This is a genomic window from Pseudoalteromonas sp. T1lg24 (genome assembly GCF_002964745.1).
In the GTDB taxonomy this organism is placed as follows: Bacteria; Pseudomonadota; Gammaproteobacteria; order Enterobacterales; family Alteromonadaceae; genus Pseudoalteromonas; species Pseudoalteromonas spongiae.
Window position 1 is genome coordinate 205,802 of record NZ_PQCB01000016.1, and the last position, 23,078, is coordinate 228,879.

Consider the following 23,078-nt stretch of genomic DNA (forward strand, 5'->3'; position numbering starts at 1 on the left):
TATGCTAGCGCACCTGAGTACGAGGAAAGATTAGTGCGCTTCCTCACATTTATGGATTAATAAATATGGCGCTATTGTGACAATTAAAATGCACTAATTAGCACTTTTTACTGGTTTTAGTAATTGTTCATTAAATAAGCTTGTCAAACAGGGTTGCTTTCTTTATGTTCAAACAAAAAGGAGGATCGTAATGTCAAATATGGCAGAACACGCATTGTTCCATTGTCAAAAAAGCGAACAAGCACAAAGTGAAACGGAAGTGAGTTGCTTTGAGTGCACCAACTGTTTTCATCTTAGTAGCGAATGTTTAATTGATGTATGTCCGCATTGTGGCGAAGCATTAAAAGAGCGTAGTTTACGACCCAGTGAATTACTTGAAACACAAGAAAGTCACTGTAGTCGTAATGTATCAAAAGACGATGGTACAGTATTTTATGACGACTCAAAAATAGCTTAATACTCAGTAGTAAATAAGCGACCGTGTACCTTTATGGCGTATTCATCGGTCATTGATGAGATGTAATCGCAAAGTTGACGGTAGCCGGTTTCGCCGTTTTCGAGCGCCGCTTGGTAAATTGTTTGACGAGTATGAGGTAACAACCTTAGCGGATCGCTGGCAAACGCGGCAAATAAATCGGAAATAATTTTTTGTCCTTTAAATTCAATTTGCTGCATTTCTGGATGGCGAATTACGTTACGAAACACAAATTGCTTTAACCCTTCAAGTAAAATAAATAACTCTTTCTCTAAATATACCGAGTGGTTAAGCAATGGGCTGTCAAATACGCCAAGCTTTTTCACTTTTGCCTGTGTAATAAATAAATTAACTAGTTCACCAATTACTTCTTTTAAATCGGCTTCATCGCGTGAGAATAGTTGAGCAGAAATGCGTGGTAAATTGGTTTTAAGCCAACCATCTTCTAACTCACTCAAATGATTAGCTACAAACTCATGCCATTGATGCTGACTTACCATGCCTGTGGCAATCGCATCTTCTAAATCATGCACGCCATAGGCAATATCATCGGCTAATTCCATAATGGCACAGTCGAGTGATTTATATTGGGTGCGAGCAACGCCATTGGCATTTTCGGCAAATGATGTAAATATGCTTTTGTCTGTATCTGAAAGCGGTGCTAATACCCAATCAAACACCGCGCTTTCTTCGCAATAAAGCCCTTTTGCGGGAAGCCAACGAGTAGAGTTGATGAATTTATCTGTGCCATCATCATGCGGAATTTTCCACAACGATTTGATCAGCTGTGGGTATTTTATAAACCCTAATAAAGTGCGGCGTGTTAGATTCATACCGTAGCCTTTACTGTAAGGCTCTAGTTTAGCCACAATTCTCAGTGTTTGGGCGTTACCCTCAAAACCACCGTGCGCACGCATCATGTAATTGAGAGCTGTTTCACCTCCGTGACCAAAAGGCGGGTGACCAATGTCGTGTGCTAGTGATAACGTTTCGATAAGACTGCGACAAGGTAAGCATGCTGAAAATGATGCATTGCTCGGATTTGCTCTTAGTTGACCTAAAATACCACTGGCAATTTGTGCTACTTCGAGTGAATGGGTTAATCGGGTGCGATAAAAGTCATTTACGCCAATGCCCATAATTTGGGTTTTTGCTTGTAAACGCCTAAAAGCGGCTGCGTGAATAATGCGAGAGCGGTCTTTTTGATACGGGGAACGTTTATCGTCGGGACGATGTTTGTTTTCTTGATAACGTCTAGCAAGCCATTCTTCAGTCATAAATCCAGTTTAATCTACTTCTATCATAGTGTTATTTTAGACATAAATTGCAACAACTTAAAACACTATTAAGGTATAAGCTGTGCCATAGTTAAAGCTAGGGTGATATTTGGAGTGAGATTATGCCATTACCAATTTTGCTTGGCGTTTCAGCGGCCGCAGTGTTAGCAAATTCGTTTTATCGAAGTGAGATAGAAAAGCAAGATAAACAACGTAAGTTAGGTTTAAAGGCACGCAGTGCGGTCGGTCGCTATCCGTGCGATCATCTACCAAGTGAATTTAAAATAACGCCGGAAATTGGCAGTATAGTGTGCTGTGGAGTGTACAACGGGTTTATCCACACAGGCTTAGTAATTGACGATGATCTTGTGTTAGAGCTACACGGTTCTGGGTTATCGCGCGCCATTAGTTTTAAGCGCTTTTTACAAGACCGCAGTGGTCAGCATATTTTTGTTGCGACAGACGCGCTTGCCAACCCAATCATATTTGATTTTGACCAAGAACACGTTGCTCGTCAGGTGTTTGCTTATCACGATTATCATGTGAGTAAACGCAATTGTTATTCACATTCTTGGTACTGCTTAACGGGTAAAATGACGCCGTTTGCGAGTTTCGAATTATTTAATAAAGCACTCAGTTCATTAGTGGGTCACAGTATTTATTGGGATAGGGCAAAGATTAAAAAGCTTACGTCCTAGTATGCATTAGTGTAGAATTGTTCCTTTTTTTAGACATTTCTAAACTACTTAAATTTTATATGAAGTTATTATTAAAACTAATTATAGTGTGTTTGTTTGGTTACATGTTGGTCGCTCCTTGGCTCACTGACTCTGACAAACAAGCCGAATCTAAAGATAAAGCAACGCAAGTAAAAAAAGTGGTTGTTGAAAAGCCGCTGCATAATGTGAAATTACCCGATTTTGCGAAAATTCGTGATGTGAAAGCGCGTAAAAAAGCATTTTTTGATTTGTTGAAGCCACATGTAATCGCGGAAAACAAACGCATACTAAAGCAACGGGAAAAAATTGATTTAGCCTTAACCGAGCTAGAACTCGGCTTTGCCATTCCCGATGCACAAATCAAACCGTTAAAGAAAATTCTTGTTGAATATAAACTCGACGATACAGTTAACGAAGAAAACTTAACCCGTGCATTACGCCGTGTTGATATGATTCCACGCGCCATGGTGCTAACACAGGCGGCTAACGAGTCAGGATGGGGAACCTCGCGTTTTGCACGTATTGGCTTAAATTTCTTTGGCTTATGGTGTTTTAAAGAAGGTTGCGGCATGGTACCTAATAAGCGTAATGAAGGGCGTAGCCATGAAGTTGCGGCATTTAAAACACTTGAGCAAAGTGTGCGCGCCTATTTCAGAAACATTAATACGCACCCTGCATATCAACAACTTCGTGATCTAAGGCAAAGCAATCGCTACGACGAGCAGATTATACTAGCCGAGAAGTTATTGAATGGTCTTGGCAGCTACTCAGAACGCGGTCAGGCCTATATTGATGAACTAAATCACATGTTAATGACGAATCAAAGGTATTTCGGTGAATAAGATTTTAGTAGCGGCAGGCATTTTTGCATCAACACTTTCGTTAGCAGCAAATGCGTCTGAATTTGTTGTCTCGTATGATGGCTTTTATGACCGTTTAAAAGTGATGTCGAAAGGGGATTACGCAAGCGCAGATGTTGGTTTTTATTTGATTAACCAAAACGCCAATCCCTGTACGATTGAAAGCGGCAGTATTATTACTAAAACCAATGAGTATCCGCTTAATTATACGAAAACCAGTAAATTGCTGTTACCGTACGACGAAACGCTCGATAAAGACAAAGCACTTATCGTGGTACAGCCAAAATCGGGTGAGCAATGCCAGTTAAAATTGCAGATGGAATCAAGCCAAGATTATGGTGACAGTGTGTCGTTAAAACAAATGGCTAAGCTGCAAACTGAGTTTGATGATTTAATTGGCCGTTTGTCTGGCTTTTTTATGCGTACACTGTTCTCGTTTATGATGCCAGAAGTGAAAGGTGTCACCTTAGTGTTTGATAACACAGTAGCTGCACCAATGGGCGCGGGTGATGAAATTAAGTGTAAAGACAATCGCTGTACAATTGAATCGCTTGATGTGGAAGGGGAAGACAAGCGTTTAACGTTTTCACAACCAATTAAACAAGTGATCCCATATATCGCAAAATAATACCAATTCACTTAAGTAGCTGATCATCCTAGCGGACTAAATATCATGTTAACTGCGTTAGAATTTATCAATGTAGAACAACTACATAAGAAAAATTCAGCCTTGTTACCATTTCATTTATCCAGCGTTATTCTTAATCACATACTTAACAGAATTGGTATAAGCGATTTATTAATTGTTAAAAACAAAAAAACCAGTTCATTTGAACTGGTTTTTTTATATTAATTTCGGCTTAATCTACCGTAACTAACTTAAGTGTATTTGTTGCACCAACAGTTTCCATCGCATCGCCGTGGGTCAAAATTACTTTATCACCAGATTGTAAGTAGCCTTTGCTTACTAATGTCGCTAGTGCTTGTTTTACCAATGAACCTGAATCGTATTCTGTTGAATCGAAATACACCGGATAAACACCACGATAAAGTGCTGTTTGACCAAGAGTGCGGTTATGGCGAGATAGCGAATAAATTGGTAAACCAGAGCTAATACGCGACATTAATTTTGCCGTGCTACCCGATTCAGTTAGTGCAACTAGTGCTTTTACAGAATCTAAGTGGTTTGCTGCGTACATTGCTGATAGAGCGATTGTTTCAGATGTGTTTTCAAACATTGAATCTAAGCGGTGCTTAGAAATAGCAGTTTGTGGCTGAGACTCTGCACCTAAACAAACACGCGCCATAGTCTCAACTGTGATAGCAGGGTAGTCACCTGCTGCTGTTTCAGCTGATAGCATTACCGCATCGGTGCCATCAAGTACGGCGTTGGCAACGTCCATTACTTCTGCACGAGTTGGCATTGGGTTATCAATCATTGATTCCATCATCTGTGTCGCAGTGATAACAGTGCGGTTTAGCGTACGTGCGCGGCTGATAATTGCTTTTTGCTTACCAACAAGCGCCGCATCACCAATTTCAACACCTAAGTCACCACGGGCAACCATAACAGCGTCAGATGCTAATACGATATCGTCAATGGCTTCTTCCGTTTCAACGGCTTCTGCACGTTCAATTTTTGCAAGTAGTTGCGCTTTTGAACCGGCAGCTTCTGCAAGTGAACGTACATAACGCATATCATCGCCAGAACGAGGGAAAGAAACCGCAATGTAGTCAACGTCGATTTCAGTTGCAGTGATTAAATCTTCTTTGTCTTTGTCTGTAAACGCTGGCGCTGTTAGTCCGCCACCTAAACGGTTGATACCTTTGTTGTTTGATAACACACCACCAACAGTTACAGTGGTGTGCACTTTTTTACCAACAACTTCATCAACAGTTAATTGAATTAAGCCATCATTTAATAGCAATAAGTCACCCGATGACACATCTTGTGGTAACTCTTTATAATCAATACCTACACCATCGATGTCGCCTTGACCTTTTTCCATTTCAGCATCAAGAATAAACTTTGCGCCTACTGCTAAGTCAACTTTACCTTCTTTAAACGTTGAAACGCGGATTTTAGGGCCTTGTAAATCGGCAAGAATAGCGATGTGTGTATCTAATTTTTTAGCAATTTCACGTACTTTTGCTGCACGATCTTTATGATCTTGTGCGACGCCATGAGAGAAATTTAGGCGTACTACATTGGCACCTGCTTTTATTACTTTTTCTAAATTATCGTCTCTATCTGTAGCAGGACCGAGTGTGGCAACGATTTTGGTACGTCTTGGCATTTAGTAGCTCCCGTTGGCTATTTCTATATATTCTTTGTATTACACAACAACTAAGCTAAAGAGGCTAGCTTAATATACTTGCTTTTTGTGTGGTTAGTAGATTATGACACCGGTGTCATGTTGGCGTCAACTGATTGCACACTAGATTTAGTATGAATAATATTTATGTAAATTTTATTATACGCCTTTTAAATTATCTTAATAGCCCTCAAAAAGGACATAAGTCCGCTGAAATCGGTCGTTAGACGATTGATATTCGGTAGAGAATTGAACAAATCGAGTAAAATTAAGGCCTAGCAAAGAAATTATATTCTATAATTTTTTTAATAATAAAATTGCATGCTGGTCGAAAAGCCATATAATGCGCGCCATTACCGCTTAACTAATCTAAAAATCCAGTGTAAACATCGCACTGACTAAAATTTAGATTAGCAATGAATTCACACCTAACAGTTAGGAGATTTTATATGCAAGTCGCATTAGTTGGCTTAGGCGTTATGGGTAAGAACCTTGCCTTAAATTTAATTGAGAAAGGTTTAAATCTCGTCGCTTATGACAAAAACCCAGATGCAGGCGAAGATTTACTGAGCTTAGCGAAAAAAGAAGGGTTTGCCGAACGACTGCATATTGTAAGCGACTTATCCGATATGGTTCGTCGTCTTGAAACACCGCGTTCAATTTTACTTTTAGTACCAGCAGGCGAGTTGGTAGATAAAGTGTGTTCAGAATTAATCGAAGCGGGCGTTGATATTAACGATATTATTGTCGATTGCGGTAACAGTAATTATAAAGACGGTATTGCCCGTAAACTGAAATATCAAAATAAGTTTGAGTTTGCCACTATGGGTATTTCGGGCGGTGCTGAAGGAGCGCGTCATGGTCCGGCTATGATGGCATCGGGCTCTGAAGGCGGTTGGGAACGCATTATTCCTTTCTTTGAAAAAGTAGCGGCAAGTCATAATGGCGAATCGTGCTTTGCTCGTGTTGGTCAATCGGCATCAGGTCATTTTGTAAAAATGGTTCACAATGGCATTGAATATGCGTTAATGCAGTTAATTGCAGAAGTGTATCATTTACTGCGTTTAGGCTGCGGTAAATCAAATGATGAAATTGCAGCGCTTTTTGATACTTGGTCTGAAGGTGAACTAAACAGTTACCTACTGTCAATTTCAAGCCATATATTAAAGCTTAATTCGAGCGACAACACACCGATCGTTGATTTAATCGATAACAAAGTTGGTGCAAAAGGCACAGGCCTTTGGACTGCGCAAAATGCCCTTGAATTAGGTATTGCGGTACCGTCGTTAGTCGCAGCGGTTCAAGCTCGCCACTTAACCAATACGCAAGATACCCACGCAGCGTTAGAAATGACTTACGCAGCAAAGCAACCTGCGAAAGTAGACATTGATCTAGAAGAATTACGCAAAGCATTCCATTTAGCGAGCCTTTTATGTTACCGCCAAGGTTTAGCCTTGATTAAAGGTGCATCACGCTCACATCAGTGGAAGGTGGATTTAGCTAAAACGTTACAAACATGGCGTGCAGGCTGTATTATTCGTGCAGATTACTTAGATCAAATCGCAGAAGGTAACGGGTTTATTGATGGTTTAAATGATGAAGTGATCGCACTTCGTAACATTTCCGCTGACGCAGTAAGATCAGGCCTCGCGTTCCCAGTACTTGCAGCTACGCAAACTTACTATGCAACGCTTACAACACCAAGCAATGGTCATTTAGTGCAAGCACAACGCGATTACTTTGGTGAGCATGGTATTAAAACGCACGAAGGCGAAACTTGTCATTTAACTGACTTAACTCATATTTACGCAAAAGTACGATAATGGATAAAAAATGGCAAACACACCTTACCGACGCACAAAAGCATGTGTGCGTTGATGGGGGCACTGAATACCCATTTACGGGAGAATATAACGACTTCTTTGAGTCGGGTGATTATTATTGTGTTTGCTGTAATGCTTTGTTATTTAAATCGGAAGATAAATTTCAATCTGGTTGTGGTTGGCCAGCTTTTAGTTTCAGTGAAAAAGAAAGTATTCGTTACTTACGTGATAGCTCACATGGCATGGAACGCATTGAAGTGCGTTGTAAGCAGTGTGATGCGCATCTTGGTCACGTATTTAATGATGGTCCGCCGCCTACGGGTACGCGCTATTGTATTAACTCAGTGTGTTTAGATTTTAAAGCAAAGTAATTACAAGTTAGTTAACAAAAAAGCGCCGTAGGGCGCTTTTTTACTGGCATATTACATCTGCTCTAGCGAGAGAGCTCACCTTTTAGGTTGTCTTGCATTAAATGACGTACCGTTTCAACTTCTAAGTTTTGACTAAGTAAGTAATGTAGTTTTGTAAGACAGGCTTCTAATGTCATATCGTAACCGCTAATTACGCCCGCATTTAGTAGTGCGTTACCGGTTGCATAACCACCCATATTAACACTGCCTTGAATACATTGAGTAAGGTTGATAATTACTAACCCTGCTTGTGTTGCGCTACTAAATAATTCAAGCATTTCAGGGTTTTGAGGTGCATTACCTACACCGAAACTCAATAGTACAAGTGCTTTTAAAGAGTCTGTCATCATACTTTTAATCAGGTCGACAGAAATGCCTGGATACAAGTGCAATACGGCAATTTGCTGAGGCGTAATTTTAGTGACGTCCAGTTTATTGTTTAAACTTGGGCTTAATTGACCTGCAACTAACTCAATATTAATGCCTACCTTAGCAAGCGGCGACATGTTAGGTGAACCAAAAGCAGCAAAACCATCGGCATGCATTTTGGTTGCACGGTTACCACGGTAAAGTTGATTATTGAAATATAAACTTACTTCACCGATAGGGTAATTAGCCGCTAGATACATTGCGTTGAGTAAGTTAACTTGACCGTCTGAGCGCAATTGCGATAGTGGAATTTGCGACCCAGTAACAATCACCGGCTTGGTTAAATTTTCCAACATAAAGGAGAGGGCAGATGCGGTATAGGCCATGGTATCGGTACCGTGTAGTACGACAAAACCGTCGTACTCTGCGTATTTTGCTTTAATATCATCAGCGATTTGCTGCCAATGCATCGGGCTCATATCAGAAGAATCAATTAACGGGCAATACTCGTGAATATCAAATAATGGCATTTCTTCACGATTAAATTCAGCGCTGGCTTTAACTGTTTGAGTAAGAAATCCTTCAGCTGGAATATAGCCTTTGCTTGATTTCTTCATACCTATGGTACCGCCTGTGTAGGCGATATATATTTTCTTTCTTTTCATAAAAATAGCCCGGTAGTTGTACCGGGCTATTATAGTGTAAAAGTTAGGGTATAAGTAGCGTTTAGTAGCTAACTGTACACACTAAACATTTAGCATAAACGCCATTTGGGTCGTTAAACTGCTCTAAGCTTGATACCTGCTGTTTAAGACCATGAGCTGTTTGCATTATGCTGTTTTTAACTGGCGCGTAATCGTCTTTGCTAATGTACGCTTTAACAAATGCAGCCGCTTGAGATTCGCCAAAAATCTTTTGCACTAGCATTTCTTGCTCAGTTAATTGATGCTCAATAGTGATAACATCGTACATCGATAAGCTAGCAAGCTCAGCTGCGCGTTTAATTGCATCTTGCTTATTACCAAGAGCATCTACAAGACCAAGCTCTTTTGCTTTTGTACCGATCCAAACGCGACCTTGTGCTACTTTATCGACTTCCGCTTTATCCATGCCGCGTGCTTCAGATACAACCGTTAAGAAGCGGTCATACGCACTTTCTACAGACATTTGAATAACGTCAGCTAGTTTTGGCTCAAGTGGGCGCAACATAGAAAACGATGCCATATCGGTTGTTGCTACACCATCTGAATAAACACCTAACTTAGCGAGGGTCTTTTCAAATGTCATCATAGTACCGAATACACCGATTGAACCAGTGATAGTACTTGGCGCCGCCCAAATTTCATTAGCGTTTGCTGCAATCCAATAGCCGCCTGAGGCAGCAACAGAGCCCATTGATGCAATAACAGGTTTACCTGCGTCTTTTAACGCTAACACTTCTGCACGAATAATTTCAGATGCGAACATGCTACCGCCACCTGAATCAATACGCAGCACAACGGCTTTTACTTTGTCGTTTAAGCGAGCGCGACGCAGTAGTTTCGCTGTTGAATCACCACCAATTTCACCTGCTTTACGTTCGCCATCTACAATGTTCCCTTTTGCAACAACCACAGCAACTTTGTCCGTAATTGGGTTTTCAATTGGGAACGGAGGTTTTAACGTTTTTAAATATTTGTTAAATGAAATCTGTTTAAATGATTTACCTGATTCATTGCTGCCTACTTCTGCAATTAGCTTTTGGCGTAATGCCTCTTTGCTAACTAACTGGTCTACCCATTTATATTGCAATGCGAATTGACCTGAATGACCATTAACCTTGGCAAACTTTTCTTTGTACGTTTCCATATCTTCGTCAAAGTTTGTTATTTCAAAACCACGGTGTGCTGCAACGTCTGTTTTATATTCAAGCCAAAGCGCGTCTAGCCATGCTTTGTTTGCTTCTTTTGCAGCATCGGACATATTGCTGCGGATCAGTGGCTCAACAGCGGACTTAAATGTACCAACGCGGAAGATATGTTGTGAGATTTCCAGCTTATCAATCGCTTCTTTAAAGTAAAGCGGGTAAGTTGCGTAACCTGAAATATCAACAGCGCCATATGGGTGCATTAAGATTTCATCTGCTTTACTGGCAATGTAATACTGCGCTTGCGAATAATAGTCGCCGTATGCATATACTTTTTTGCCAGTCTCTTTGAACTTATCAAGCTGCGCTGCAATAGCTTTTAATTTATTGAGATGCGCGCCTTGCATTTTTTGTAGGTCGAGTAATAACAGCTTTATTTTTTTATCTTTTGCTGCGTACTTAATTGTCATCAAAATATCGTCAAGCAATACTTCAGGCGGCTCATCATTTGAACCCATAGAGTCATTAAGTGCAGCTTCTACAGGGTCAATGTATGTTTTCTCTTCAACAATATTGCCAGATAATGACAGAACTAGCGCAGAGTCTTGTTCAACAATAATTTCGTCTTCTGAACTCATAATTGATACAAACAGTGCAATTAGAATAAAGAAGAACAGAATGTTTAATACGAGGCGTCTTGAAAAATTTAGAATATTCCAAAAGCCTACAAATGCCTTTTTAACCAAAATCCTATCCTATATATAGATTTATCATCTATTACCATCTTAACTTACTTTTTAGGCAAACTTAAATGAAAAACGTAACTAAGTGTTTAGCAAAAAAGTTTAGGTAAAACATTATAGTTAGTGAGTAAGTTAAGAGATCACTTTGGACAAGCTTGAGTTAACTGGTTAAACCAGTTAAAGTGCTTGAGGTATGACCAGTAGAGTAAGTAGCAAGTATGTTAGAACAAGAATTAAAACTGAAAAACAATTCACTGCGAAATCGCCTTGTAATGGGCTCAATGCACACCGGTTTAGAAGAAGGTGTTTGGAACATAAAGCGCTTAAAAGCGTTTTATGAGGCACGCGCAAAAGGCGGTGTTGGTTTAATTATTACAGGGGGCTTCAGCCCAAACTTGGTTGGTAAATTAACGCCAATCTCGTCGTCATTTAATACGTTTTTTGATGTGTTAAAGCATCGCCCAGTAACCAAAGCGGTGCACGAACACGGTGGTAAAATTTGCTTGCAACTGCTTCATGCAGGACGATATGCCTATCACCCATTTAATCAAGCGCCAAGCGCAATTAAGGCGCCAATTAACCCATATAAGCCAAAAGAAATGTCGCTTAGCAATATTCAAAGCACGGTTAAGTCATTTGCTAAATCGGCTCGACTTGCAGAGCGTGCAGGCTATGATGGCGTCGAAATCATGGGTTCAGAAGGTTATTTAATTAATGAATTTATGGCTCCGCGTACCAACAAACGCACCGATAAATACGGTGGTTCGAACGAAAACCGTATGCGTCTTGCAAAAGAAATTGTTGAAGCTGTGCGCCGAGAAGTAAGCGATAAGTTTATTATTGTATTCCGAATTTCGGTAATGGATTTAGTGGAAGAAGGTTCAACCCAAGATGAAGTGATTGAACAAGCAAAAGTGTTAGAACAAGCGGGTGTTGATATTTTTAACACCGGTATTGGCTGGCATGAAGCGCGTGTCCCAACCATTGCCAGTATGGTACCGCAAGGTGCGTTTGTTGAAGCAACCGAAATGCTAAAACAGCATGTATCTATTCCATGTGTTGCGGTAAACCGTATCAATACGCCAGACCTTGCTAATTCAATCTTAACTAATAAATCTGCCGATTTAATCTCAATGGCAAGACCGTTACTGGCAGACCCAGATTTCTTTAATAAATACGTTGAAAACAAAAGCGACAACATTAATGTGTGTATTGCGTGTAACCAAGGGTGTTTAGATAACGTATTCAAAGGTAAACGCGCCACATGTCTTGTCAATCCGCGCGCAGGTTTTGAACTAGATTATTCATTAGAACCTACAGCTAATCCTAAAAATGTACTGGTTGTCGGTGGTGGGCCAGCAGGCTTAGCGGCAAGTTGCTATTTAGCTGAGAAAGGGCACAAAGTGACGTTAATTGAGCGCTCAAAGCACTTGGGTGGTCAGTTTAATTTAGCGATGCGTGTGCCGGGTAAAGAAGACTTTAACTATACCCTTGATTACTTTAAATCAGAGCTAGCTAAGTTAAAGGTAAATGTTCAGCTTGAAACTGCGTTTGACGATAGCATGTATGAAGAGTACGACAATCTGGTATTTGCTACAGGCGTTCGCCCGCGTGAAGCGTCATTTGCGTTAAAAGATGGCAGAACCTTGCTTGCGTATGATGAAGTTATCCGTGGCGAAGTAGAAATTGGCAAAGATGTCGTTATTTTAGGTGCCGGCGGTATTGGTTTTGATATGGTTGCGTTTTTAGCTGAAAAAGCGAATAAGTCAGTTGACGAATTCAAGCAGCAATGGGCAATTAATGTCGAAGGGCATCAACATCACATTCCACACAATATTACTATGTTAAAGCGTAGTCCAGGCCGTTTTGGTAGCGACCTAGGTAAAACGACTGGTTGGATCCATCGTGCGGTAGCGAAGCAACAAAATGTACAACAGATCAGTGGTTGTAATTATGTTGAATTGAATAAAGACGGCCTTGTTATCGAGGTAGATGGTAAACAACAAACCATTCCATGTGATTCGGTGATCACCTGTATTGGCCAAGTGTCTAATACCAATACCTTTGAATCACAACTCGAAAATGGAAAATATGCGTCTAAAATTGATGTGATCGGTGGCGCAAAATTAGCCTCAGCAATTGATGCAAAACGCGCAATTTTTGAAGCGCTGCAAGTTGCTCGAAAAATTTAGTGAATAAATAACTGTGTTTTACCGGTCTTTAATTTAGTTATAAAAATTAGAGGTCGGTATGACACTGCTTAATCACTATCAAACATTAATTCAAAAAAGCCAGATTTTCTCTGGTATTCCATTTTTACTGTTCCGCTTAATTCTCGCACCTGTAATGATCATTGCAGGTTACAGTAAGCTCGGTATGAGCGAAAACCCTGCTAGTTTTTTCGAAGCCATTACGGCGTTACCTAGTGTTGTTTCATGGTTTGGTAATAGCGAATGGGGATTAGGCTTACCAATGCCGGGGGTATTGGCATTTTTAGCTGGGTGGACAGAGTTTCTGGGTGGGTGGTTGATTTTAATTGGCTTATTTACCCGCGCCGTTGCGATTCCATTAGCGTTTACTATGGTTGTCGCGATTACCACGGTGCATTGGCACAATGGTTGGTTTTCAATTACCCCAACAAATAGTGAAACCAGTGCCGCAAAAGTACTGGATTGGCTAGCTATTCCTGGTGCAAAGGCCAGTTTAGAAAATTCCAAAGCAGCACAAGAGCGATTGAACAAGATGCGCGAGATCCTTGATGAACATGGATTTACAGAATACTTGTATGAAACCGGTAAACCCGTTGTGTTAAATAACGGTATTGAGTTTGGTTTTATTTATTTTGCCATGTTGTTGAGCTTATTTTTTAATGGCGGCGGCAGATACGTCAGCCTCGATTATTGGCTTGCGCGCAAGTTTTTGCGAAACACCCAGCAAGATAGCTAGCCCATCAGTGCGTTAAACTCTTTTCTTTTCAGTGCAGTTTGTTAAGCTTGGCAAAAAACTAACTTGTCAGCTTAATGAACGCATTAGAACTCTTATTAGAACGTCAATCAGACAGTAAACTTACTACTCCAGGCCCTACAACTGAGCAGTTGGACATTATTAAACAAGCAGCGCTTCGCGCGCCAGATCATGCAGCGCTTAAACCATGGCAGTTTATTCTTGTTGAAGGTGATGCCCGTGAGAAACTTGGCGAAATCTATTATCAAGCCGCATTGAACAACAACGCCGATGACACCGTGTTAGCGCGTGCCAAAGAGCTGCCTTTGCGTGCACCGCTTATTATTATTTGTATTGCTAAGTATAAGCCTCATGACAAGGTGCCAAGAATCGAGCAGGTACAATCAGCAGGGTGTGCGGTAATGGCTATGCAACAAGCGGCATTTGCGCAAGGGCTTGCCGGTGTATGGCGCACGGGTAGTTATGCACAAGACGACTATGTAAAACAAGCGCTTAATCTTGCTCCAGAAGATGAATTAGTTGGCTTTTTGTATCTTGGCAGCAAAGTAAACGATTTTAAAAAGTCGCGAAATATCGACGTTAATGATTTTTTCACAAGCTTGTAGGAGCATCATGCTAGGACCGATTACCACAGGCATTGATGATAAAACATTATCTCAAGAAGAGCTTGAACTATTAGCGCACCCATTAGTGGGCGGCGTTATTTTGTTTTCCCGTAACTTTGAAAATATCGAGCAACTGTGCGCGCTAACAAAACACATTAAAACCATTAATCCATCACTATTAATTTCAGTTGACCATGAAGGCGGTCGTGTACAGCGTTTTCGTGACGGGTTTACTGAATTGCCAAGTATGTCGGATGCATTTATGTTTGCTAATAGCGGCTTAAATGACATTGGCTGGACACTGGCTGCAGAGTTACTTGCCTGTCAAATTGATTTCTCGTACGCCCCTTGTGTTGACGTGAATGGTATTTCACAAGTTATTGGCAATCGTGCTTTCTCGTCTGAACCTATGGATGTAATTAATGGCGCTAAAACGCTGATTGGTGGTTTACATAGTGCGGGTATGAAATCGGTTATTAAGCATTTTCCGGGTCACGGCTCGGTCGGTCCAGATTCGCACATTGCGATGCCGAAAGATGATCGTAGCTTTAGAGAGATAAGTCAGTTTGATTTACTGCCGTTTAAAGCGTTAATTGATTTAGGCATTGCGGATGCAGTGATGCCTGCGCACGTGATCTACTCTGAAGTTGATGAAAATCCAGCGTGTTTTTCGCCATTTTGGTTGCAAAAGGTGTTACGACAGCAGCTTGGTTTTAACGGCCCTGTGATATCTGACGATATGGGAATGCAAGGCGCAGTGCAAGTGGGGGATTATGTCACCCGAGTGATAAAAGCCTTGCAAGCCGGGTGCGATAACATACTACTGTGTAATGAAAAAGAAGGACTTTATCAAGTACTTGATGGGCTTTCGATAGCAGATTTTCAAGAACACGGTTCACGTATGAAGGTGTTTCATCAAAAGCGTTATCCAAGCTGGGATGATGTGAAACGTGATGCACGATGGCAAAATTGCCAAAAACTGATAAAAAGTTAACCTACAAATAATATGAATAACAATAATAAACATATTTTGATTGGGGTTGTTTTGTGTCTGATTGCTTATTTAGCGTCACGATATTTATGGCTGCAACCCGATACCATTTCCTTTACCTTAGCAATTACCGTTATTACCGCTTATTTTTGGGTGACTGAGGCACTACCAATACCGCTTACGTCGGTCATACCAATTGGTTTGTTTCCATTTGTTGGCGTATTAACGCACCAGCAAGCAGCATCATCGCTAGGCTCACACGTTATTGTATTGTTGATGGGCGCGTTTATGTTAGCAGTGGGAATTGAAAAATCTGGCGTTCATCGGCGTATTGCATTTGCCATACTGAAAGTCATTGGTGGCGACAGCGCACTTCGCATTATTTTTGCCATTATGGCAACTAGCAGCATTTTGTCTATGTGGATTTCAAACACCGCGACAGTCGTTGCGTTGCTCCCTGTGGTGCTTGCGATTTGCGCATCAACCGATGATAATCGATTTAAAATCGCCTTATTGCTAGGGCTGGCATATTCGGCGTCGTTGGGTGGGGTAGGAACACTGATTGGTACGCCACCAAATGTGATTTTTGCGTCGGTTTATGAAGAGTTTGCTGGCGAGGAGTACGGTTTTATTCGCTGGATGAAAGTAACCGTGCCGATTATTGTGATTTCAATTCCATTAATGGCGCTATGGCTTGCCCGTGGCATTCGTTTATCGTCGGCTATTCATCTGCCTAAGTGCGATGCTTGGAGCATTGCAGAAAAACGCGTGTTAGTGATTTTTGCACTGGTTGCGCTACTTTGGGTATTTCGTAAAGAGCCGCTTGGCGGCTGGTCACAGATGCTTGATATTAATACCGTAGGTGATTCGTCGGTTGCCTTACTAGGCGTTCTTGCAATGGCAATAACCAGTAATGGCAAAGGGGGTCGTATTCTCGAATGGCAGGATGCGAAAGAAATCCCATGGGGCATGCTGCTGTTATTTGCCGGTGGTATTTGTATTGCTAAAGCGTTTGTTTCAAGCGGGTTAAGTGAGTTACTCGGTCAGTTTTTTGTGGCACTGGGTACGTTACCTGTACTACTTAGTTTGTTTGCATTAGCGATAGGGGTCTCCTTCTTAACGGAAATTACCTCTAATACGGCAACAGCGACGCTTATGATGCCAATTATCGCAAGTGCTGCCATTGCACTTAATTTACCAATTGAACTATTAATGATCCCTGTGGTGATTAGTTGCTCGTGTGCATTTTGTTTACCGGTTGCAACGGCACCTAATTCAATTGTTTTTGCTAGTGGCGAAGTGTCAATTAAAGATATGGCAAAACAAGGCGTTGCACTCAATGTTTTAGTTGCGTCAATCGTTGCGTTAGTGAGTTTTTATTTCTTGACATAAAGCTAAAATGGGCTATTTAAAAACTGTTCGTTTTTTGTTAAGGTGATGTATTAACAACCAATTTAATCCATCAAAATAATAAAAGGCGCAGTTATGAATAACTTGTTTTTGCGCGAAAAAGAAAGTTGGTCAATATGGCTTATGTGGGGAGTCGTTTCAGCGATTGCTGTGTATATAACAGCAACGCAAACAAATGATTTTAGTCATATTGTCTTTATTAAGCTTGGCGTTTTTTCGCTATTGACTTGGTATATGACGTATTTGAAACGGTTTTCGTTTTGGCGTGCGATGAAAATTTCGCTTGTGGTGTTTTCGATTGCAATAACACCGGTATTATTTTTTAATTTTGAAGCGGTTAGCTTATTAAAAAATGCAGATATTGCGATAAAAGTGGGGCTTTTATCACTGGTAACGGTTATTTTTAGCTTAGTTTGTTCGTTAATTGCGCGTCAGCCAAAAGAATATTACTAAATATTAAATTTTTACTTTACAACGTGATACGAACTCATTAATATGCGCCCCAACAACGGAGAGATGGCTGAGTGGTTGAAAGCACCGGTCTTGAAAACCGGCATAGGTTAATAGCCTATCTAGGGTTCAAATCCCTATCTCTCCGCCACCTCATTCCCAAAACCGCCTTTAGGCGGTTTTTTTCGTTTTGGAGTTTGATTATGAATAATAAAGCGAAGTCGATTTTTCTGGTGTTAGCATTTGCGGTTATTTATGCAGTAGTGCTGCAACAAGGCATTTTGTTGCTTACCGATTACTTGCAAGTTGGGGCGGACGCCTTGGTTAGCAAGTGGCAAACAGCATTGGGCTTATTTGTATTTAACTTGCTTGTCGCACAAACCACACGTAAGTACTTTAAAACGCATCAGCGTTTACTTTTCTCTTTAACAGTTGGATTTGCATCGGCACTTTTACCGACACTATTTGCTTATCAATTGGCGTTGATTTGGCCTTTGTTACTGGCTAATGTCGTGATTTCAATTTTGGCATTGTTAGCACAAAGTAAGTTAGAGTTGTTACACAGTAAAAGTCAGTAATTGCGGTAACAAGTGGGTGTTATCTATGTTAGACTGGCATTTTTATAACTTAAATAAAGTATAGAGATTATGTCAGATAAATTTAATTCAAATGCTGAAAAAGCAAGCTACGGTATCGGTCTACAAATGGGTGAGCAACTTAAGTCAAACCCATTTGAAGGTTTAAACCTAAACTCAGTATTTGAAGGCATGAAAGATGCTTACACTGGTGCTGACTTCCAAGTTGAGATCCCAGCTATTCAAGCAGCGTTTGAAGAAATTAATGCTGAAATCACAAAGCGTCGTGAAGAAGAAGCAAAAGTACTTGCAGCTGAAGGCGAATCTTTCCTTGCTGAAAACGCTAAGCGTGCTGAAGTAACGGTAACTGCATCAGGTCTACAGTATGAAGTACTAACAACAGGTGAAGGTGACAAGCCAACAGCTGAATCAACAGTACGTACTCATTACCACGGTACATTAATTAATGGTGATGTATTCGATAGTAGCTACGATCGCGGCCAGCCAGCTGAGTTCCCAGTAGGCGGTGTTATCAAAGGTTGGACTGAAGCATTACAAATGATGCCAGTTGGTTCAAAATGGCGTTTATACGTACCACACGACCTAGCTTATGGCGAGCGTGGTGCTGGTGCATCAATCGCACCTTTCTCAACACTTATCTTCGATGTTGAGTTATTAGATATCCTATAAGCATTTGCTTATTAATAAAAAAGCCAGCGTTAATGCTGGCTTTTTATTTGTGTAAACTAACCGACCAGGTTAAATGCAGCGCGCTGGTTTTGGTAACCCTGCAATTTTTGTAGCTTGCTTCGCCGGTCCCTTAGGGAATAATTTATATAAATACTTGCTGTTTCCTTTGTCTTCACCAAGTTTTTTTGCCATGGCTTTTACTAACATACGTATTGCTGGGCTGGTATTGAACTCAAGATAAAAATCTCGCACAAAATGCACAACTTCCCAATGATTATCACTGAGCGAGATGTTTTCCTGCTCAGCAATGATAGGGGCAAGCGCTTCGCTCCACTGGGTAAAATCCTTCAGATAACCCTCTTTATCAGTATCGATAGTTTTATCGTTTATGCAATAGCTCATGTTAATTACCAAGTAATATGTTGTTCGCTGTCAACAATGAGCTCTACCCACTGTTGATCAGAAATTGTGATGATCTTTTCGTTTGAGACAGCGCGTGCCTTCATATCCACATCAAGCGCGTATAGGGCGTTTTGACGAAATGCATCAATATAGCAATTAACGCTGTAGCAGGCGTCGGATAACAGTAAAAGCTTATCGTTGGGGGCAATAATAAGTTGTTGCTTTTGGTAATGCGATAAGGGCTTATTAAATATATGCAGCATTATACTGTTACCACCTGATGCTGTTGTTGAAGTAAAGCCTGTTTTTCTGAGATATCGAGCATAATGATGTCGTATGCAAACTGAGTAATATCTAATCCGCGTTGCTTCATTGAGTGTTCGCACACATAAATGTGCTCAATATCGTAAAGGCTCAGGGTACCAAAGGCTTTCAAGTAATTTTTAATCTCGAGTGACTCAATTGATTGGCCTTGAAGTAGGGCATAAAGTGCATCGCCTTGTAAAAGCAAGCTAACTTGCTGATCAATAGCGGCAAAAATTAGCGCCATATCAAGGCTTTCTTTGAGACTACCGTCATTAAAAGGAGAAGCATTACACACAATTAGGTAGTTTTTCATTTAATCTGCACCCATTTATCAGCTTTGCTAGCATCCATCGCGAATTCGGCAAGACCTGCAACTTCAAAGGGTTCACAGCGTGTAATATCGAGCCCACGTTTTTCGGCTGCAGTAACGCAAAGTGTCAGTTTAATACCTAAATCGGCCAGCGACTGCCAAATATCAGTTACTTGTAACTCATCTGACGGCAGTGAAAAATGATTACTGGCGTGAAACACTGCGTCTTGATAGAGAAAAATCCCAGATACAGTGTGTCCAAGCGAGAGTACGCTTTTAGTGAAACGTAGCAAATGTTGCAAACTGTCGTGTGCGGTAACACTTGCATGATAACTAATGATAATATTGGCCAAAATTTACCTATAAAAAAGCCCCGAAGAACGGGGCTTATTTTATTAAACTTTTAACGTTTAGTCATTATTTGCACCCAGTAGATGCAGGATAGACGTAAATAAGTTGTATACGTTTAAGTATAGGCTAACAGTTGCACGGATATAATTTGTTTCACCGCCGTTAATAATGCGGCTCGTGTCGAACAAAATTAAACCAGACATAATAAACACGATGGCAGCGTTCATCGCCATAAATACGATTGAGCTACCTACGAATAGGTTTACTAGGCTGACTAGTACAACAACAATTAAACCTACGAATAAAAAACCACCTAGGAAAGAGAAGTCTTTCTTAGTTGTCATTGCATAGGCTGATAAACCAAAAAATACCAGTGCTGTAGAACCCAGTGCTTGCATGATAAGCATCGGACCGTTTGGCATTGCAGCATAGTAATTTAACATTGGACCGAGTGCCGCCCCCATAAGACCTGTAAAAACAAATACCCATGGTAAGCCAGATGCACTGTCTGCTTTCTTATTAACTACAAATAAGGTGATCAGACCGCCGATACTAAATACAAGACCCATTAAGTAAGGTAATTGCATTGCCATTGAAATGCCTGCTGTAACAGCACTAAATAACAATGTCATACCTAAAAGCATATAGGTGTTGCGTAGTACTTTATTTGTTTCAAGTACCGACTGCGCCGATTTTGGCGAAGAGTACGTGTGATTAAAGCTCATAAATAACTCCTTAAATTGAAACGCATTCCTGTTAGGTTTCAGAACTGCGAACAGCATATCAATTAACATGTTAGGTAGCAATTCTATTCCTTTATTAGAACGGTGAAGTAGGGCGTTTAGTTCAATTTAATTTTAAAATTTGATTGCATAATGTACGGGTTGCATGTTTATTGCGCGGTTGACAAATAAATTGAAAAAAAAGCTTCACAAGTGAAATAGAATCCCCTAATATTCGCCCCGCTGCGGAGAGATGGCTGAGTGGTTGAAAGCACCGGTCTTGAAAACCGGCATAGGTTAATAGCCTATCTAGGGTTCAAATCCCTATCTCTCCGCCACTTTCTTTTTATGCGGAGAGATGGCTGAGTGGTTGAAAGCACCGGTCTTGAAAACCGGCATAGGTTAATAGCCTATCTAGGGTTCAAATCCCTATCTCTCCGCCACTTACTCCTATCTATATACTTAAGTCTACTGTTAATTATTTATCTATTTGCCATGCTTATCGTGTGTTTAACGCATTTGGCGCGATTATGGATAAAAAAATTGTACTTAAGGGTGTTGCCTACTCGTTGTTTTCTCCCTTTCTGATTGGTTGTTTAATCGGTATTTATTATGTTGCAGTATTAGATGGCGCGACAACTAAACTATTTTTGTCGATTGTTTTAAGTGCGGTTGCAAATGCACATATAGTAGGGTTAACCATGGCGATATGTGTTGTACCTGTTTACATGTATTTGCAAAAGCGAAATAAATCAAATAACACTGCAATGATAATGGCAGCGATATTTGGTGGTGCGTTATTTAGTTTTATGTTTAATGTCGCGTCAGGGCAAGTATTTGTTGTAAATACGTTAATGGCAACGCTCGCAGCAGGCATATTTATTTTTACATTAAAACAGCAAAAATAAATTTCAGAGTCGAATAATTAGTAAACAATTAAGTGAATATTTAGCGATATTCACTTTTTTTAGCTTAAAAAGGTTTCATTTGTTGTTATGAAAGAGTACCTTTAAGCTTTGTGAATATTGAATTGTTAACTTTTCTACGTAATGAATAAAGAAAGCTTATATCAAAGTCTGAACAACCAAGTAGTTGCTTTGATTGAAGACGAAACCAACCTGATAGCGAACCTTGCAAATGTAAGTGCTTTGTTAAATCTTTCACTTGAAGATATTAACTGGGTGGGGTTTTATTTACTGGAAAACGACACATTAGTTTTGGGACCGTTTCAAGGTAATCCAGCGTGTGTTCGTATCCCTGTTGGTAAAGGCGTATGTGGTACAGCATTTGCCGAAAAACAAACACAGCGCATTGACAATGTTCACGACTTTGAAGGGCACATTGCATGTGATGCCGCATCAAATTCAGAAGTCGTTATTCCACTTATTAAAGACGGCAATTATATTGGCGTGCTTGATATTGATAGCCCAAGCCTAAGTCGTTTTGATAGTGATGATCAAACTGGCCTAGAGCGAATTATGGCGTCATTGGCAGAGCATCTTTAATATGAAGGACTGGCTTAGCGTACAAGATTATTTGTTTGGTATAGATCAGGTAGGTGATTGGGAAGGGCAAGAAGAAACCGTTGCGGAAAACTTGAATGAACTGATTCATGTTGCATGGCAACAACTGCCTGACGAAACAGACGCAGATACGATTGACAAAATTATTGAAGGTATTTGGCAACATTTACGTGGTGATACTGCAATTTTGGAAGCCGAACACGAAGAATTAATCGATTGGGTGTTACATTACGTGACAAACCAATTGGAAAACAACTTAGACGAAGAGATTTAAAACTTAAGGTTAAACACATGGACTCTACTAACAAGCTAAAAGACATCAAAGAGGTATTAAATTACCTTTTCACAGAGTTTCCAGCCTGCTTCAAAGAGAAAGACGGCATCAAGCCGTTGAAGGTTGGTATCTTTAAAGATATTGCTGAGCGCATCGAAAACGATGAGCGCGTAAGCAAAACACAGGTTCGCCAAGCGCTTCGCAAATATACGTCTAACTGGCGTTATTTGGAATCTGTTACAAAACACGAGTTCCGTATTGACCTTGATGGTAACGATGCAGAAAAAGTTGAGCAAGAGCATGTAGAGCATGCAAATAAAGCACTAGAAGAAAGCCGTGCTAAACTTGCTAAACGTAAGAAACCTGCGCCGCGTAACGCTGGTGAAAAGAAATCTTACAAAAAGAAAGGCAATTTTGCTGATAAAAATGCTGCGAAAGGAACTAAATTTAGTTCTAACAACACTAATAAAGACAAACCTGCGCGTCGTTCTAATAAAGTAGAAGCGCTACCTTCAGGTGATATTAAAGTGGATGCTGAGGTAAAGGTTAAACTTGGCCAAGCTTTAGTAAAAGGTACTATCACCGAAGTGAACAAGGAAGACATTCATGTAGTGCTTGTAACAGGCATGCAGGTGAAAACGAAAGCAGAGAGTCTATTTATCGTATAA

Annotated in this window: 27 protein-coding genes and 3 tRNA genes; 21 read left to right on the forward strand and 9 right to left on the reverse strand. The window is 40.5% G+C overall.

Going from position 1 to position 23,078, the window contains the following annotated elements:
• Positions 1-190: 190 nt before the first annotated feature.
• A complete protein-coding gene (locus tag C2M30_RS08295) occupies positions 191-457 on the forward strand; it encodes a DUF1272 domain-containing protein (RefSeq protein ID WP_010559985.1) in 267 nt (88 codons plus the stop codon).
• Here the strand turns inward: C2M30_RS08295 and C2M30_RS08300 are convergent.
• Entirely contained in the window at positions 454-1,752 is a 1,299-nt protein-coding gene (locus tag C2M30_RS08300; RefSeq protein ID WP_105171306.1) for an anti-phage deoxyguanosine triphosphatase, read from the reverse strand. The two genes, C2M30_RS08295 and C2M30_RS08300, sit on opposite strands and share 4 nt — an antisense overlap.
• Positions 1,753-1,874: 122 nt before the next feature.
• On the opposite strand from C2M30_RS08300, the gene C2M30_RS08305 reads away from it, so the two are divergent.
• From C2M30_RS08305 to C2M30_RS08315, 3 genes are read left to right on the forward strand one after another with little or no spacing between them, the layout of a single operon-like run.
• Entirely contained in the window at positions 1,875-2,450 is a 576-nt protein-coding gene (locus C2M30_RS08305) for a hypothetical protein (RefSeq protein ID WP_105171307.1), read from the forward strand.
• Between the two features lie 59 nt (positions 2,451-2,509).
• Positions 2,510-3,313, forward strand: a complete 804-nt coding sequence (locus tag C2M30_RS08310; RefSeq protein WP_105171308.1) for a glucosaminidase domain-containing protein — start codon at positions 2,510-2,512, stop codon at positions 3,311-3,313.
• Positions 3,306-3,959, forward strand: coding sequence for a DUF2987 domain-containing protein (locus C2M30_RS08315; RefSeq protein WP_158683354.1), 654 nt, complete (start codon positions 3,306-3,308; stop codon positions 3,957-3,959). The genes C2M30_RS08310 and C2M30_RS08315 overlap by 8 nt, the downstream gene beginning before the upstream one ends.
• A gap of 232 nt (positions 3,960-4,191) precedes the next feature.
• Here the strand turns inward: C2M30_RS08315 and pyk are convergent, their stop codons facing one another.
• On the reverse strand, positions 4,192-5,628 hold the full coding sequence (pyk, locus tag C2M30_RS08325) for a pyruvate kinase (protein ID WP_100913456.1): 1,437 nt from the start codon (positions 5,626-5,628) through the stop codon (positions 4,192-4,194).
• 467 nt (positions 5,629-6,095) lie between these two features.
• On the opposite strand from pyk, the gene gndA reads away from it, so the two are divergent.
• Both gndA and msrB read left to right on the forward strand, forming a co-directional pair.
• Complete coding sequence (gndA, locus tag C2M30_RS08330) at positions 6,096-7,469, forward strand: NADP-dependent phosphogluconate dehydrogenase (RefSeq protein WP_105171311.1); 1,374 nt, start codon at positions 6,096-6,098, stop codon at positions 7,467-7,469.
• Positions 7,469-7,840, forward strand: coding sequence for a peptide-methionine (R)-S-oxide reductase MsrB (msrB, locus tag C2M30_RS08335; RefSeq protein ID WP_100913455.1), 372 nt, complete (start codon positions 7,469-7,471; stop codon positions 7,838-7,840). The genes gndA and msrB overlap by 1 nt, the downstream gene beginning before the upstream one ends.
• Positions 7,841-7,902: 62 nt before the next feature.
• Here msrB and ansA read toward each other — a convergent pair whose 3' ends face one another.
• Together ansA and sppA are read right to left on the reverse strand one after the other, a co-directional pair.
• Positions 7,903-8,913 (reverse strand): asparaginase, encoded by a 1,011-nt coding sequence (gene ansA / locus C2M30_RS08340; RefSeq protein WP_105171312.1) that lies wholly within the window; start codon positions 8,911-8,913, stop codon positions 7,903-7,905.
• 61 nt (positions 8,914-8,974) lie between these two features.
• On the reverse strand, positions 8,975-10,840 hold the full coding sequence (gene sppA / locus C2M30_RS08345; protein ID WP_105171313.1) for a signal peptide peptidase SppA: 1,866 nt from the start codon (positions 10,838-10,840) through the stop codon (positions 8,975-8,977).
• Between the two features lie 215 nt (positions 10,841-11,055).
• Between sppA and C2M30_RS08350 the strand changes: the two genes are divergently transcribed.
• The 9 genes from C2M30_RS08350 (at position 11,056) to C2M30_RS08390 (ending at position 18,522) form a co-directional block, all read left to right on the forward strand.
• Positions 11,056-13,029, forward strand: coding sequence for an FAD-dependent oxidoreductase (locus C2M30_RS08350; RefSeq protein ID WP_105171314.1), 1,974 nt, complete (start codon positions 11,056-11,058; stop codon positions 13,027-13,029).
• A gap of 58 nt (positions 13,030-13,087) precedes the next feature.
• The gene (locus C2M30_RS08355) at positions 13,088-13,783 is read left to right on the forward strand and encodes an HvfX family Cu-binding RiPP maturation protein (RefSeq protein WP_105171315.1); all 696 of its coding nucleotides are present in this window, start codon (positions 13,088-13,090) and stop codon (positions 13,781-13,783) included.
• A gap of 74 nt (positions 13,784-13,857) precedes the next feature.
• Positions 13,858-14,406: an NAD(P)H nitroreductase gene (locus C2M30_RS08360; RefSeq protein ID WP_105171316.1), complete on the forward strand. Its 549-nt coding sequence runs from the start codon at positions 13,858-13,860 to the stop codon at positions 14,404-14,406.
• A 7-nt stretch (positions 14,407-14,413) separates the two neighbouring features.
• Complete coding sequence (gene nagZ / locus C2M30_RS08365) at positions 14,414-15,400, forward strand: beta-N-acetylhexosaminidase (protein ID WP_105171317.1); 987 nt, start codon at positions 14,414-14,416, stop codon at positions 15,398-15,400.
• Positions 15,401-15,412: 12 nt separating this feature from the next.
• On the forward strand, positions 15,413-16,789 hold the full coding sequence (locus C2M30_RS08370) for an SLC13 family permease (RefSeq protein ID WP_105171318.1): 1,377 nt from the start codon (positions 15,413-15,415) through the stop codon (positions 16,787-16,789).
• A 93-nt stretch (positions 16,790-16,882) separates the two neighbouring features.
• Positions 16,883-17,260: a hypothetical protein gene (locus C2M30_RS08375; protein WP_010560000.1), complete on the forward strand. Its 378-nt coding sequence runs from the start codon at positions 16,883-16,885 to the stop codon at positions 17,258-17,260.
• A 57-nt stretch (positions 17,261-17,317) separates the two neighbouring features.
• Positions 17,318-17,408 (forward strand) — tRNA-Ser (locus tag C2M30_RS08380).
• A gap of 52 nt (positions 17,409-17,460) precedes the next feature.
• Entirely contained in the window at positions 17,461-17,835 is a 375-nt protein-coding gene (locus C2M30_RS08385) for a hypothetical protein (protein WP_010560001.1), read from the forward strand.
• Between the two features lie 69 nt (positions 17,836-17,904).
• Positions 17,905-18,522, forward strand: a complete 618-nt coding sequence (locus C2M30_RS08390) for an FKBP-type peptidyl-prolyl cis-trans isomerase (RefSeq protein WP_010560002.1) — start codon at positions 17,905-17,907, stop codon at positions 18,520-18,522.
• Positions 18,523-18,591: 69 nt separating this feature from the next.
• Here C2M30_RS08390 and tusE read toward each other — a convergent pair whose 3' ends face one another.
• Genes tusE through C2M30_RS08415 form a run of 5 tightly spaced genes read right to left on the reverse strand, consistent with a single transcriptional unit; the run spans position 18,592 to position 20,616 of the window.
• Positions 18,592-18,924: a sulfurtransferase TusE gene (tusE, locus tag C2M30_RS08395; protein WP_100913447.1), complete on the reverse strand. Its 333-nt coding sequence runs from the start codon at positions 18,922-18,924 to the stop codon at positions 18,592-18,594.
• Between the two features lie 5 nt (positions 18,925-18,929).
• Complete coding sequence (locus C2M30_RS08400; protein WP_105171319.1) at positions 18,930-19,187, reverse strand: DsrH/TusB family sulfur relay protein; 258 nt, start codon at positions 19,185-19,187, stop codon at positions 18,930-18,932.
• Positions 19,187-19,543: a sulfurtransferase complex subunit TusC gene (gene tusC, locus C2M30_RS08405; RefSeq protein ID WP_105171320.1), complete on the reverse strand. Its 357-nt coding sequence runs from the start codon at positions 19,541-19,543 to the stop codon at positions 19,187-19,189. The genes C2M30_RS08400 and tusC overlap by 1 nt, the downstream gene beginning before the upstream one ends.
• The gene (locus C2M30_RS08410; RefSeq protein ID WP_105171321.1) at positions 19,540-19,893 is read right to left on the reverse strand and encodes a DsrE family protein; all 354 of its coding nucleotides are present in this window, start codon (positions 19,891-19,893) and stop codon (positions 19,540-19,542) included. The genes tusC and C2M30_RS08410 overlap by 4 nt, the downstream gene beginning before the upstream one ends.
• Before the next feature lie 57 nt (positions 19,894-19,950).
• The gene (locus tag C2M30_RS08415; RefSeq protein WP_054981590.1) at positions 19,951-20,616 is read right to left on the reverse strand and encodes a Bax inhibitor-1/YccA family protein; all 666 of its coding nucleotides are present in this window, start codon (positions 20,614-20,616) and stop codon (positions 19,951-19,953) included.
• 244 nt (positions 20,617-20,860) lie between these two features.
• Between C2M30_RS08415 and C2M30_RS08420 the strand changes: the two genes are divergently transcribed.
• The 6 genes from C2M30_RS08420 (at position 20,861) to proQ (ending at position 23,078) form a co-directional block, all read left to right on the forward strand.
• A tRNA-Ser gene (locus C2M30_RS08420) sits at positions 20,861-20,951 on the forward strand.
• A 14-nt stretch (positions 20,952-20,965) separates the two neighbouring features.
• Positions 20,966-21,056 (forward strand) — tRNA-Ser (locus tag C2M30_RS08425).
• Positions 21,057-21,143: 87 nt separating this feature from the next.
• The gene (locus tag C2M30_RS08430; protein WP_100913444.1) at positions 21,144-21,521 is read left to right on the forward strand and encodes a hypothetical protein; all 378 of its coding nucleotides are present in this window, start codon (positions 21,144-21,146) and stop codon (positions 21,519-21,521) included.
• A gap of 141 nt (positions 21,522-21,662) precedes the next feature.
• Entirely contained in the window at positions 21,663-22,118 is a 456-nt protein-coding gene (locus C2M30_RS08435) for a GAF domain-containing protein (protein WP_105171322.1), read from the forward strand.
• A 1-nt stretch (position 22,119) separates the two neighbouring features.
• Complete coding sequence (locus C2M30_RS08440; protein ID WP_010560010.1) at positions 22,120-22,410, forward strand: hypothetical protein; 291 nt, start codon at positions 22,120-22,122, stop codon at positions 22,408-22,410.
• 17 nt (positions 22,411-22,427) lie between these two features.
• Positions 22,428-23,078: an RNA chaperone ProQ gene (gene proQ, locus C2M30_RS08445; RefSeq protein ID WP_105171323.1), complete on the forward strand. Its 651-nt coding sequence runs from the start codon at positions 22,428-22,430 to the stop codon at positions 23,076-23,078.